This window comes from Curtobacterium sp. MCLR17_042, assembly GCF_003234695.1.
GTDB lineage: Bacteria > Actinomycetota > Actinomycetes > Actinomycetales > Microbacteriaceae > Curtobacterium > Curtobacterium flaccumfaciens.
Genome location: NZ_QKTD01000001.1, coordinates 70,205 through 83,942, shown reverse-complemented (window position 1 = coordinate 83,942; position 13,738 = coordinate 70,205). Strand labels below are relative to the sequence as shown.

At 69.6% G+C, this 13,738-nt stretch carries 8 protein-coding genes and 1 pseudogene; 1 reads left to right on the top strand and 8 read right to left on the bottom strand.

Going from position 1 to position 13,738, the window contains the following annotated elements; all coding sequences use genetic code 11:
* Window positions 1-48: 48 nt before the first annotated feature.
* The 3 genes and pseudogenes from DEJ02_RS00370 to DEJ02_RS00360 form a co-directional block, all read right to left on the bottom strand.
* A complete protein-coding gene (locus DEJ02_RS00370; RefSeq protein WP_111031615.1) occupies window positions 49-675 on the bottom strand; it encodes a Panacea domain-containing protein in 627 nt (208 codons plus the stop codon).
* A 307-nt stretch (window positions 676-982) separates the two neighbouring features.
* Window positions 983-1,234 (bottom strand): annotated as a pseudogene (locus DEJ02_RS00365) (DUF779 domain-containing protein); the annotation flags it as partial.
* Complete coding sequence (locus tag DEJ02_RS00360; RefSeq protein WP_111031614.1) at window positions 1,234-2,775, bottom strand: aldehyde dehydrogenase family protein; 1,542 nt, start codon at window positions 2,773-2,775, stop codon at window positions 1,234-1,236. The pseudogene DEJ02_RS00365 and the gene DEJ02_RS00360, both read right to left, overlap by 1 nt.
* Before the next feature lie 151 nt (window positions 2,776-2,926).
* Here DEJ02_RS00360 and DEJ02_RS00355 point away from each other — a divergent pair, with 151 nt between their 5' ends.
* A complete protein-coding gene (locus DEJ02_RS00355) occupies window positions 2,927-3,466 on the top strand; it encodes an HdeD family acid-resistance protein (protein WP_173033968.1) in 540 nt (179 codons plus the stop codon).
* 34 nt (window positions 3,467-3,500) lie between these two features.
* On the opposite strand, the gene DEJ02_RS00350 is transcribed toward DEJ02_RS00355, so the two are convergent.
* From DEJ02_RS00350 to lgt, 5 genes are all read right to left on the bottom strand, one after another.
* The gene (locus tag DEJ02_RS00350) at window positions 3,501-4,595 is read right to left on the bottom strand and encodes a VIT1/CCC1 transporter family protein (RefSeq protein WP_111031612.1); all 1,095 of its coding nucleotides are present in this window, start codon (window positions 4,593-4,595) and stop codon (window positions 3,501-3,503) included.
* Window positions 4,596-4,725: 130 nt separating this feature from the next.
* Window positions 4,726-6,171, bottom strand: coding sequence for a pyruvate kinase (pyk, locus tag DEJ02_RS00345; RefSeq protein WP_017887208.1), 1,446 nt, complete (start codon window positions 6,169-6,171; stop codon window positions 4,726-4,728).
* 197 nt (window positions 6,172-6,368) lie between these two features.
* A complete protein-coding gene (locus tag DEJ02_RS00340; protein WP_111031611.1) occupies window positions 6,369-7,826 on the bottom strand; it encodes a glutamate synthase subunit beta in 1,458 nt (485 codons plus the stop codon).
* 53 nt (window positions 7,827-7,879) lie between these two features.
* Window positions 7,880-12,484 carry a glutamate synthase large subunit gene (gene gltB, locus DEJ02_RS00335; RefSeq protein ID WP_372500256.1) on the bottom strand — a complete coding sequence of 1,535 codons (4,605 nt, stop codon included), beginning with the start codon at window positions 12,482-12,484 and terminating at the stop codon, window positions 7,880-7,882.
* Between the two features lie 224 nt (window positions 12,485-12,708).
* Window positions 12,709-13,695, bottom strand: coding sequence for a prolipoprotein diacylglyceryl transferase (lgt, locus tag DEJ02_RS00330; RefSeq protein WP_071244753.1), 987 nt, complete (start codon window positions 13,693-13,695; stop codon window positions 12,709-12,711).
* Window positions 13,696-13,738: the final 43 nt, after the last annotated feature.

Sequence of the window (13,738 nt, the reverse complement as noted above, 5' to 3'; positions counted from 1 at the left end):
CGTGATCGTCGTCCAGCGGACGGACAGCCGACCAGACAGGTGCAGTCGTCACTTCTCGAAGAGCCGCGACAGTCGAAGAACAATCTCGTCTTCGTTCTCATCCGCGGCCTCAACGAACCCCTCAGGCACCATGACCACAGCCGAGTGGAACACTCGATCCTTGGCCGGCACCTTGTCACGGAAGAACTCGACCATGTCGGCGTCGGGGATCTCGGGACGATAAGCGTCCTCGACGTAGTTCCTGGTCCAAGGTTCCTGGTGGTGAGTCAGGCGCCGCAGAGCGGCCGCGCTCAGGTCCTTGTACCGTTCCCACACCTGTCCGATGAAGGCTTCGACGTCCTCGGGTAGAGCGCTGGCGTCGGAGTAACTGCTGGCGTCTTGGGTCGCGATGATCTGGTTACCGGGGAACATCTTCCAGGCGCGGTACACGACGGGCCCGTGCTTGTAGGCCTCCACCGGCTCGTTGAACAGGCGGCGACCCGTCGACGCAAGGTAGTTGGCCTGCGCGAGGTAGAGAAGCTTCTGAAGCTTCATGGGAGTCACGTCTGCGTCTTCGCGCAGCGCATCGAGCTGCACAAACGTCTTCGCGACGTCCTCCACCTCGAGGTCGTAGTTGAACACAGCGTCCTGATGGTTCAGCATCCCGATCACCTCCTCTTCGTTCTCGTTGTCCACACGTTGTCCACAGTTTCGGGCGTGTTATCCACACCCCCTGTTGACAACAGACTACTCGCACGTCGTCGCGGCGCGCCATGAAGGAAAGGTCCAAATTTCTCCTGACGGATGGGGCAGATACGACGAAGACGGAGTGCTCCTCACTGACCCGAGCACGGCGCAGCTACCTCCGTCAGAGGCCCCAGCAGTCCGCAACGAGTCCGCAACAGCACCACTTCGGCACACAAACCGGCTGTCCTCGCCCACGCCCCGATCCCCGCGGAATCAACGGCCACACCAGGAGCCATCACCCGGCTACACCCCCGCGTGTGTACTTCCAGTACTCGAACTGCGACACCGACATGTAGACCTCGACCGGCTCGAGGCCGTCCACCTGCAACGCGCCGAGCAGGACGTCTCCCGGACCGGTCCGGAACATGCCGACGGGGTAGCACATCGGACTCGAGCCGTCGCAGCAGCCGCCGGACTGGTGGAACATCAGCGGGCCGTGCCGGGCGGTGAGGGTGCCGAGGAGCTCCCCCGCCGCCGGCGTCACCGCGACGCGTGCGGTGTCGGGCATCAGAAGAAGCCCATCGGTCCGTCGGCGTAGGAGACGAGCAGGTTCTTCGTCTGCTGGTAGTGGTCGAGCATCATCTTGTGGTTCTCACGCCCGATGCCGGACTGCTTGTAGCCGCCGAAGGCCGCACCCGCCGGGTACTGGTGGTACGTGTTCGACCACACGCGCCCGGCCTGGATGTCCCGTCCGGCGCGGTACAGGGTCGTGACGTCACGGCTCCACACGCCGGCGCCGAGCCCGTACAGGGTGTCGTTGGCCGTGGCGATCGCGTCGTCGTAGCCGCTGAAGGACGTCAGGGCGAGCACGGGCCCGAAGATCTCCTCCTGGAAGATCCGCATCGAGTTGTCACCCTCGAACACCGTCGGCGTGACGTAGTAGCCACCCGAGAGTTCGCCGCCCAGGTCGGCGCGCTCGCCACCGGTCAGGAGCTTCGCGCCCTCCTGCTTGCCGATGTCGATGTAGCTCAGGATCTTCTCGAGCTGGTCGTTCGACGCCTGGGCGCCGATCATCGTCGACAGGTCGAGCGGGTGTCCCTGCTTGACGGCACGGACGCGTTCCAGGCCGTCGGTGACGAACCCGTCGTAGATCTCCTTCGCCACGAGTGCCCGGGACGGACACGTGCAGACCTCGCCCTGGTTCAGGTTGAAGAACGTGAAGCCCTCGAGCGCCTTGTCGTAGAAGGAGTCCTTCTCGGCCGCCACGTCGGGGAAGAACACGTTCGGGCTCTTGCCGCCGAGCTCGAGCGTCACCGGGATGAGACTCTGCGACGCGTACTGCATGATCAGCCGCCCGGTGGTGGTCTCGCCCGTGAAGGCGATCTTCCGGATGTCGGGGTGCTGCGCGAGCGGTGCGCCGACCTCGATGCCGAAGCCGTTGACGACGTTGAGCACCCCGGCGGGCAGCAGGTCGCGGATGAGCTCGACGAGCACGTGGATGGACGCCGGCGTCTGCTCGGCGGGCTTCAGCACGACGCAGTTGCCGGCGGCGAGGGCCGGCGCGAGCTTCCACACCGCCATCAGGATCGGGAAGTTCCACGGGATGATCTGCCCGACGACGCCGAGCGGTTCGTGGAAGTGGTACGCCACGGTGTCGTGGTCGATCTCGCCGGCGGAGCCCTCCTGGGCGCGGATCGCCCCGGCGAAGTACCGGAAGTGGTCGATCGCGAGCGGGATGTCGGCGCCGAGGGTCTCGCGGATCGGCTTGCCGTTCTCCCACGTCTCGGCGACGGCGAGCATCTCGAGGTGCTCCTCCATGCGGTCGGCGATCTTGTTGAGGATGACGGCACGTTCGGCCGCGCTCGTCCGTCCCCAGGCCGGGAACGCCTTCCATCCGGCGGCGACGGCCCGGTCCACGTCCGTCGAGTCGCCGCGGGCGACCTCGGTGAACACCTTGCCCGTGACGGGGGTGGGGTTCTCGAAGTACTGCCCGCTGGCGGACGGCACGTACTCCCCGCCGATGAAGTGGTCGTACCGGGATCGGTACTCGACCAGGGAGCCGGGCTCGCCGGGTGCGGCGTAGCTGGTGGGCGAGGGTGCGATGGTCATGGTGGTGCCCTTTCGACGACGCTGTCGGGGCGCACGGGTCGCGCGCCTGGTCCGCACGGTACGGCCGCGGGGGTTGCAGGTCGTTGCACGGTCCGCAGCTCCGACGGGTAGCGTGCTGGGCACCAGCGCTGGCGATCAGGGAGGAGCGCTCGTGGATTCTCGTGCCGTCAGGACGTTCCGGGTGTTCGTCGTCGTCACCGCCGTCGTCGCCATCGCACTGGGCATCGTGGCCATCGTCTGGCCCCGCCCGTCGCTCGTGCTCGTGGCGCTGCTGTTCGGCGTGTACCTCGTCGTGGCCGGAGCGCTCCGGGTCTTCGCCGCGGTGCGTGGGCACGGCACCCGTCCGGTGTGGCGCTGGACGTCCGGCATCGTCGGCGGCCTGGTCGCGGTCGCGGGGCTCGTGACCCTGCTCGACCCGGCGATCCCGCTCGTCGTCTACGCCGTGCTCGCCGGGGTCGGGTTCCTGATCGAGGGGGTCGCCGCGATCGTCGGCGGGTTCGTCGGCCACCCGGGGTCGTCACGCGTCCCGACGGTCGTCAGCGGCGTGCTGTCGATCATCGGGGGAATCGTCGTGCTCGTCGCGCCCGGACTCGCGCTGACCGTCTTCATGGTCTTCGCCGGCATCGCGCTCATCGTCGTCGGGGCTGCGGCCCTGCTGCTCCTGCCGCCGCGCGCCGCCGTCCGCCGGTAGTCGCCGCTCACCGGCCGCGCGCCGCCGTCCGCCGCTAGGCCGACCCGGTGCCGAAGAGCAGCCCGAGCGCGTAGGTGACGATCGCCGCACCGAACCCGATGGCGAGCTGCCGGAAGGCCCGCTTGCCCGGCGAGGCCCCGCTGAGCACGCCGACGACGGCGCCGGTGCCGAGCAGGGCGATGCCCACCAGCCCGCCGGCCACCGCGATCGCCGGCCAGCCCTGCATGCCGAACAGGAACGGCAGCACCGGGATGATCGCGCCCGAGGCGAAGAAGCAGAAGCTCGACACCGCGGCGCTCAGCCCGGTGCCGACCGCCTCGTGGTCGTCCGCGACCGCGGTCGACCCGGTCGCCGGCCGCCGCTCGCCGATGCCGGACAGCACCTGCGCGGCGTGCTCGGTCGCCTCGGCCTCGGACATCCCGCGCGCCCGGTAGACCAGGGCGAGCTCGTTCGCGTCGACGTCGAGGTCCGACACCGCCTTGCCGGCCTCGGGGTGCGGCGCGGACGCCTCGAGCAGTTCGCGTTGCGACCGGACGGAGACGTACTCCCCCGCCCCCATCGACAACGCGCCGGCGAGCAGGCCGGCGATGCCGCTCAGCAGCACGAAGTGCCGGTCGGCCCCGGAGGCACTGATGCCGATGATGAGCGCCAGGTTGGACACCAGGCCGTCGTTCGCGCCGAACACCGCCGCCCGGAACGTGCCGGACAGCCGCATCCGGCCGCGGTTCGCGAGCCCGCGCACGACCTCGCCGTGGATCCGCTCGTCAGCGGCCATCCGCGCGGTCGCGTCCGAGTCGTCGGCGTACGGCGAGCGGTCCTCGGCGCGCTGCATGAGCGCGAGGACGAAGACCGACCCGAACCGCTTGGCCAGAACGGCGAGCACCCGGGTGCGCAGGCTCCCCCGCTGCGGCCGTCCGACGTCGTCGCCGAGCAGGTCGAGCCAGTGGTCGGCGTGCCGTCCCTCGGCCTCGGCCAGCGCGGCGAGGATCTCGCGCTCCTCGCCGGAACGGCGGGCAGCGAGGTTGCGGTACACGGCCGCCTCGGCACGTTCGTCGGCCAGGTAGCGACGCCAGCGGCGGACGTCGGCGCGCGGCGCCGGGGTGTCGGATCGGAGGCTCACAGCGACCATCCTGCCGCCTGCGGCCGACGTCCGGTCACCACCAGGGCCGTGGACACGCGGCAGGGCGCGGACCGGAAGCGGTCGGCGCTGCGCGCGCCGGGCCTCCAGTCCGCGCCCTGGCGGCGACGGATCCCTCGGATCAGTCCCGGACGTAGGCCGGGGCGGCCTCGGCGTGGGCGTCGCCCACCCGGTGCACGCGCAGGTCGTTCGTCGAGCCCTCGATGCCGGGAGGGGACCCGGCCGTCACGATGACGCGGTCGCCGGGGGCGGCCAGGCCGTTCTCGAGGAGGACGTCGTCCACCTGCGAGAAGAGCTCGTCGGTGTGGGTCTTCCGCTCCACCAGGAACGAACGGACACCCCAGGTGAGGGCCATCCGGCGGCGCGTGGCCTCGTTCGGGGTGAAGGCGATGATCGGCAGACCGTGGCGCAGGCGCGACATGCGGCGGGCCGAGTCACCGGACTCGGTGAAGACGCAGAGGTACGACGCCTCGGTGAACTCGGCGATCTCGACGGCGGCGAGGGTGATCGCACCGCCGAGGGTGCGCGGCTTGGTGCCGAGCGGGGCGATGCGCTCGAGCCCGTGGTCCTCGGTGGACTCGACGATGCGGGCCATGGTGCGGACGGTCTGCACCGGGTACTCACCGACGCTCGTCTCACCGGACAGCATGACCGCGTCGGCACCGTCGAGGACGGCGTTGGCGACGTCGGACGTCTCGGCGCGGGTGGGGATCGGCGACGAGATCATCGACTCGAGCATCTGGGTCGCGACGATGACCGGCTTCGCCATGCGGCGGGACAGCTCGACGGCGCGCTTCTGCACGATCGGGACGGCCTCGAGCGGGAGCTCGACGCCGAGGTCACCGCGGGCGACCATGATGCTGTCGAAGGCGTCGATGATCTCCTCGAGCGCGTCGACGGCCTGGGGCTTCTCGACCTTGGCGATGACCGGCAGGCGCTTGCCCTCTTCGTCCATGATCTCGTGGGCACGCACGACGTCGCTCGCGTTGCGCACGAACGACAGCGCGATGAGGTCGGCGCCCTGGCGGATCGCCCAGCGCAGGTCGGCCTCGTCCTTCTCGCTCAGCGCGGGGACGTTGACGGCGACACCGGGCAGGTTGATGCCCTTGTTGTTGGACACCGTGCCGGGGACGACGACCTCGGTGCGGACCCGCACGCCGTCGGTGTCGAGGACACGGAGGCGGACACGGCCGTCGTCGATGAGCAGCGGGTCGCCGGGCTTGACGTCCTGCGGCAGGCCCTTGAACGTCGTGCCGCAGATCTCCTTCGAGCCGGGGACGTCCTCGGTCGTGATGGTGAAGATGTCACCGACCGCCAGGTCGTGCGGGCCGTCGGCGAACCGTGCCAGACGGATCTTCGGACCCTGCAGGTCGACGAGGATCGCGACGGGCTTGCCGAGTTCTTCGGCGGCACGACGGACGTTGACGTAGTTGGCCTCGTGGACGCTGTAGTCACCGTGGCTGAGGTTGAGGCGGGCGACGTCGACGCCCGCTTCGATGATCTCCTTGACGGTCTCGTAGTCCGACGTTGCCGGTCCGAGCGTCGAAACGATCTTTGCGCGTCTCAATGGATTCCTTCGTGGTGGTGGATGGAGCTTGGGTTTCCGCGCTGTGGGGCCGCGCGGAACGAAGCGAGGCCACCAGCACCCTACCGAGTGCTGGTGGCCTCACGCTCACGGGAGCGTGAGCATCTGGTGGAGACGGTCCGCCGTCTGGCGGCGGTCCGACATCTGGTGGCCGTCCGACATTCCGTGATCGTCCGACATCAGACGGAGATCGCCCGGTCGGTCGCCTTGACCGGTGCCGGCAGGATCGTGGAGCCCTCGAGGTACTCGTCGACCTGGGCGGCCGCGGCACGACCCTCGGCGATCGCCCACACGATGAGCGACTGCCCACGACCAGCGTCGCCGGCGACGAACACGCCGGCCTCGTTGGTCGCGTAGTCGGCACGGCGGTCGAGCGCCCCGGAGACCGCGGTCGGCAGACCGAGCTGCGGCTCGATCGTGTCCGACTCGGGACCGGTGAAGCCCATCGCGATGAGGACGAGGTCGGCCGGGATCTCCCGCTCGCTGCCCGCCTTCGGGACCCGCCGGCCGTCGAGGTACTCGGTCTCGGCGACCCGCAGTGCGCGGACCTCGCCTGCGTCGTTCGACAGGAACTCGACGGTGGAGGCGAGGAAGTGCCGCTCGCCGCCCTCTTCGTGCGCGCTCGTGATCTCGAACACGGTCGGGAACATCGGCCACGGCTGGTCGGACGGACGCTCGAGCGGCGGCTGCTTGCCGATCGCCAGGTTCGTCACGCTCAGCGCACCCTGGCGGTGGGCGGTGCCGATGCAGTCCGCGCCGGTGTCGCCGCCGCCGATGACGACGACGTGCTTGCCCTCGGCCGTGATCTGGTTGTCGACCGTCGTGCCCGCGTTCGCCTTGTTCTGCTGGACCAGGTAGTCCATGGCGAAGTGCACGCCCTCGAGGTCGCGCCCCGGGATCGGCAGGTCGCGCGGCACCGTGGCACCGGTGGCGACGACGACCGCGTCGTAGCGCGACTTCAGGTCGTCCCAGGTGATGTCCCTGCCGATCTCGACCCCGGCACGGAACCGGGTGCCCTCGGCCTGCATCTGGGCGAGGCGCGCGTCGATCTGGCGCTTCTCCATCTTGAAGTCCGGGATGCCGTAGCGGAGCAGCCCGCCGATGCGGTCGTCCCGCTCGTAGACGGCGACCGTGTGGCCGGCACGCGTGAGCTGCTGCGCGGCGGCGAGTCCGGCGGGACCGGAGCCCACGACGGCGACGGTCTTGCCCGTCAGGCGCTCCGGCGGGTGCGGGGTGACCCAGCCGTTCTGGAACGCCTGGTCGATGATCGAGACCTCGACCTGCTTGATCGTCACCGGGGGCTGGTTGATGCCGAGCACGCACGACGACTCGCACGGGGCCGGGCAGAGCCGACCCGTGAACTCCGGGAAGTTGTTCGTCTCGTGCAGGCGCTCGATCGCCTGCCGGCCCTCACCGCGCCAGGTCAGGTCGTTCCACTCCGGGATCAGGTTGCCGAGCGGGCAGCCCTGGTGGCAGAACGGCACGCCGCAGTCCATGCAGCGTCCGGCCTGGCGCTTCAGGACACCGGACTCCTGCTGCTCGTAGACCTCTTTCCAGTCCATGAGCCGCACGGGCACGGGTCGCCGGGGCGGGAGTTCGCGTTCCTGGACCTTCAGGAATCCCTTGGGGTCAGCCACCGGTCACCTCCGAGGTCGTGTCGGGCACTGCCTGTTCCGGACGTGCGTGACGCTCAGCCACCGGTCACCTCCATGATCCTGTTCCAAACGATGTCACCGTCGGGGTCGAGCCCCTCGTCGACGGCTTGTCTGCGCGTCTCGAGCACCGCCGCGTAGTCGCGCGGCAGCACCTTGACGAAGTCGCTCAGGTCTCCGGACGCCAGCAGGTCGGACGCGAGCGTCGACCCCGTCTCGTCGGCGTGCCGGGTGAGCAGGTCGGTGACGATCTCGACGTCGGCGCTGTCGAGCGCCTCGAGCCGGAGTTCGCCGGACGCCAGGGCGTCGGTGTTCACGTGTTCCTGGCGCAGGCCGCGGACGTACGCCGTCCCACCGGACATGCCGGCACCGAGGTTCCGGCCGGTCTCGCCCAGGATGAGCGCGAGCCCGCCCGTCATGTACTCGAGCGCGTGGTCGCCCACGCCCTCGACGACGGCCGTGGCACCGGAGTTCCGCACCAGGAACCGCTCGCCCACGATGCCGCGGATGAACATGCTGCCCTGGGTGGCGCCGTACCCGATGACGTTGCCGGCGATGACGTTCTCGGCCGGGTCGAAGCCCGAGCCGGCGTCGGGCCGGACGACGATCTGGCCGCCGGAGAGCCCCTTGCCGACGTAGTCGTTGCTGTCGCCGATGAGCCGCAGCGTGATGCCCGCCGGCAGGAACGCACCGAGCGACTGGCCGGCGGAACCGCGCAGCGTCACGTCGATCGAACCGTTCGGCAGGCCGTGCTCGCCGTGTCGCAAGGTCACCTGGTGGCCGAGCATGGTGCCGACGGCGCGCTCGGTGTTGCGGATGGGCAGGTCGAGCGCGATCGAACCGCCGTGGTCGAGCACGTCCGCGGTCTGCTGGATGAGCTGCACGTCGAAGTGCTGGTCCAGCTCGTGGTCCTGCTCGCGGTGGTGGCGGCGCGGTTCGGCGTCGTCGAAGTGCGGTCCCTTGAGCACGGGCGCGAGGTCGAGCCCGGAGGCCTTCCAGTGCTCGACGGCACGGTCGACGTCGAGCGCGTCGGTCTGCCCGATCGCCTCGTCGAGGCTGCGGAAGCCGAGCTCGGCGAGGAGCTCGCGGACCTCTTGCGCGATGAACTCGAAGAAGTTCACGACGAACTCGGGCTTGCCGGAGAACCGCTTGCGGAGCTCGGGGTTCTGCGTGGCGACGCCGACCGGGCAGGTGTCCAGGTGGCAGACGCGCATCAGGATGCAGCCCTCGACCACGAGCGGCGCGGTCGCGAAGCCGTACTCTTCGGCCCCGAGCAACGCAGCCACGACCACGTCGCGTCCGGTCTTCATCTGTCCGTCCACCTGCACGACGACCCGGTCGCGCATGCCGTTCAGCATGAGCGTCTGCTGGGTCTCGGCCAGGCCGATCTCCCACGGGGTGCCGGCGTGCTTGAGCGAGTTCAGCGGACTCGCGCCGGTGCCGCCGTCGTGGCCGGACACGAGCACGACGTCGGCCAGGGCCTTCGTCACGCCGGCCGCGACCGCACCGATGCCGGACTGGCTCACGAGCTTCACGTGGACGCGGGCGGCCGGGTTGGCGCGCTTGACGTCGAAGATCAGCTGCTTGAGGTCCTCGATGGAGTAGATGTCGTGGTGCGGCGGCGGCGAGATGAGGCCGACGCCCGCGGTGGCGTGCCGCGTCCGGGCCACCCAGGGGTAGACCTTCGCCGGGGGCAGCTGCCCGCCCTCGCCGGGCTTCGCGCCCTGCGCCATCTTGAGCTGGATGTCGGTGGCGTGCGTCAGGTACATGCTCGTCACGCCGAACCGGCCGGAGGCGACCTGCTTGATCGCGCTGCGGCGCTCGGGGTCGAGCAGCCGGTCGACGTCCTCGCCGCCCTCACCCGTGTTCGAACGGCCACCGAGTCGGTTCATCGCGATGGCGAGCGTCTCGTGGGCCTCCTTCGAGATGGACCCGTAGGACATCGCACCGGTGTTGAACCGCTTGACGATCGACTCGATCGACTCGACCTCGTCGAGCGCGATGGGCTTCCGAGCACCCTGCTTGAACCGGAAGAGCCCGCGGAGCGTCATGAGCTGCTCGGACTGGTCGTCCACGGCACTCGAGTACTCGCGGAAGATGTCGTACCGGCGGGCACGGGTGGCGTGCTGCAGGCGGAACACCGTGTCCGGGTTGAACAGGTGCGGCGGACCCTGCCGGCGCCACTGGTACTCGCCACCGATCTGCAGTCGCTCGTGCGAGAGCACCGCGCCGTCCTGCGGGTACGCCTGGGCGTGCCGCTCGGCGTTCTCCTTGGCGATGACGTCGATGTCGACGCCACCCAGGATCGACGAGGTGCCCGTGAAGTACTTGTCGACGAACTCCTGGCTGAGCCCGACGGCCTCGAACGCCTGCGCACCGGCGTAGCTGGACACCGTGGAGATGCCCATCTTCGACATGATCTTCAGCACGCCCTTGCCGAGCGCCTTGATGACGTTCTTGACCGCCTGCTCCGGGGTGATCCCGGGGATCATGCCGGCCCGGACCAGGTTCTCGCAGGTCTCCATCGCCAGGTACGGGTTGATCGCCGAGGCGCCGTACCCGATGAGGGTGGCCACGTGGTGGACCTCGCGCACGTCGCCGGCTTCGACGATCAGCCCGACCTTCATGCGCTGCTCGGTGCGGATCAGGTGGTGGTGGACCGCGGCGAGGAGCAGGAGGCTCGGCACCGGTGCCTGCTCGGAGTTGCCGTCGCGGTCGGACAGCACGATGAACTGCTTGCCGGACTCGATCGCGGCGTCGACCTCGTCGCACACGGCGGCGATGCGCTTCTGCATCGCCTTCTTGCCGGCGTCGACGCGGTACAGGCCCTTGATCGTGACGGTCAGGTGGCGACCCGACTCGGTCTCGAAGTGCTGGACCTTGGCGAGCTGGTCGTTGTCGATCACCGGGAAGTCGAGCGTGATCTGCTTCGCGTGCTCGGGACCGGCGGAGAGCAGGTTGCGCTCCGGACCGAGTCCCATCCCCATCGAGGTGATGACCTGCTCGCGGATCGAGTCGAGCGGCGGGTTGGTCACCTGCGCGAACTGCTGCGTGAAGTAGTCGAAGAGCAGTCGCGGACGCTCCGACAGCACGGCGATCGGGGTGTCCGAGCCCATCGCGCCGAGGGGTTCGGCACCCGCTGCCGCCATCGGGCGCAGCAGGATCCGGACTTCTTCCTCGGTGTACCCGAACGCACGCTGACGACGGGTGACCGACGCCGGGGTGTGCACGATGTGCTCGCGCTCCGGCAGGTCGTTGAGGTTGATGCGTCCGGCTTCGAGCCAGTCGCCCCAGGGCCCCGAGGCGGCGAGCTCGCGCTTGACCTCGTCGTCCTCGATGATGCGGCCGGCCTCGGTGTCCACCAGGAACATCCGGCCCGGACGCAGGCGACCCTTGCGCACGACCTTGGCGGCCGGCACGTCGATGACCCCGGTCTCGGAGCCCATCACGATGAGGCCGTCGTCGGTGACCAGGAAGCGTCCGGGGCGCAGGCCGTTGCGGTCGAGGGTGGCGCCGACGAGCGAGCCGTCGGTGAAGGTGATCGCGGCGGGGCCGTCCCACGGCTCCATGAGCATCGAGTGGTACTCGTAGAACGCGCGGAGGTCCGGGTCCATCCCGACCTGGTTCTCCCACGCCTCTGGAACCATCATCGACACGGCGTGCGGCAGGGTCCGGCCGGTCAGGGTCAGCAGCTCGAGGACCTCGTCGAACGAGGCCGAGTCACTCGCCCCCGGGCTCACGATGGGCAGCAGCGGGGCCATGTCGCCGAGCAGTTCGCTCTCGAGCTGCGACTGGCGGGCGCGCATCCAGTTGCGGTTGCCGCGCACCGTGTTGATCTCGCCGTTGTGGGCGATCGTCCGGAACGGCTGCGCGAGCGGCCACGACGGGAACGTGTTGGTGGAGTAGCGCGAGTGCACGATCGCGAGCTTCGACGCGAAGCGCTCGTCGCTGAGGTCCGGGTAGAACGGCTCGAGCTGCAGCGTCGTGACCATGCCCTTGTAGACCATGGTGCGGCTCGACAGCGACATGAAGTACAGGTCGTTGTCGTGCTCGGCGCGCTTGCGGAGGCGGAAGGCCTGACGGTCCAGCGCGATGCCGCTCCACGAGGCACCGTGCACGTCGTGCCGGATGGAGGCGACGAAGAGCTGCTCGAACGCCGGCATCGCGGCACGGGCCAGCGTGCCGAGGACCTCCGGACGCACCGGGACCTCGCGCCACCCGAGGACCTTCAGGCCCTCTTCGCGGGCGAGCCGCTCGACGGCGCCCTTCACCGCGTGGCGGGCGTCGTCGTCCAGGGGCAGGTAGGCGGTGCCGACGGCGTACTCCCCCGCTGCCGGCAGCTCGAACGGCACGACGGCGCGCAGGAACTCATCGGGCACCTGGCACAGGATGCCCGCGCCGTCACCGGTGCCCGCGTCGGACCCCACGGCACCGCGGTGCTCGAGGTTCCGGAGCGCACCGAGGGCCGCGTCGACGATGTCGTGCCCGGGCGTGCCGCGCAGGGTCGCGACCATCGCGAGACCGCAGGCGTCCTTCTCGTTCGCCGGGTCGTACATGCCCGTGGCGTCCGGGATCGCGGAGAAGCGGCGGTGCGGCGGCACGAGGCTCGTCGGTGCCGAGGGCTGGGTTGGCTGGAGCGCCATGGGGAACCGTCCTCACGAGGAAGTGGAACAGGGACAGCGGTGGCCCGGTGGTGCGTTCCGCCCGAGCGGGCGGGACTGGTGCCCGTGCCCGCCGTCAGTGAGTTGCCCTGCCGGCCGGCGAGGTTGCTGGGCCCCGCTTGTGGCGGAGACCGTCTGGTGCTGCTGCTGCTGGTTGTGCTGCACGCGACCGGTGGTCGTCGGGAGCGGGTGCTCCCACCACGGGATCAGCGAGTGGTCGTGACCGGTTCGTCGCTCGTGACGCCGTCTGCTGCGTCGTCATCGTGCTCCGAGAAGGTGTCCTCGGAGTCTACAACGGAGGTCGGACGGGGCCCGCGACCCGGCAGGTACGGGCTCGGCTCCTTGCCGGTGTGCCGGCGGCTCTGCACCACGAAGATCAGGATGCCGATCACGACCGCGGCGAGGGCCACCCACACGTTGGTGCGGACGCCGAAGAAGGTCTCGCTCGTGTCGACGCGGATGGACTCGAGCACCGAGCGTCCGGCGCCGTACCAGATCAGGTAGAGGCCGAGGACCTTGCCCCACTGCAGCGTGAACTTGCGCGCCAGGAAGAGGATGACGACGACGCCGAGGACGTTCCAGATGATCTCGTACAGGAACGTCGGGTGGAACAGCGTGCCCTCGGGCAGGCCCTTCGGGAACGCGGCGTTGCTGGAGTCGATCTCGAGGCCCCAGGGCAGGCTCGTCGGCATGCCGAAGAGCTCCTGGTTGAAGTAGTTGCCCAGGCGACCGAAGGCCTGTGCGAGCAGGACGCCCGGCACGACGGCGTCGATGAACGACGTGAACCGGAGGCCCACCTGACGGCAGCCGATCCACGCGCCGACCGACCCGAGGATGAGCGCACCGAAGATGGCGAGCCCGCCCTCCCAGATGTACAGGAAGGACAGCGGGTCGATGCCGGGGCCGAAGTAGTCGGACACGTGGGTGAACACGTGGAAGAGACGACCGCCGATGATGCCGGCGGGCACGGCCCAGATCGCGATGTCGATGATGATCCAGCGCTCGACGCCGCGGGCGTTGAGTCGGCGGTTCGCCAGGACGACCGCGGCCACGATCCCGATCAGGATGCAGATCGCGTACGCGTGGATGCGGAAGTCGAGGGGCAGCGACCAGCCGAACGCGTCGCGCAGCCAGGCGGTCAGGTCGAAGTACTGCCAGGCGGTGCTCGGGCTCGGGATGCTCAGGAGGGGCATGGAGGTGCTGTCGCCTTTCGGAACTGACGGGGCGCGGTCGACG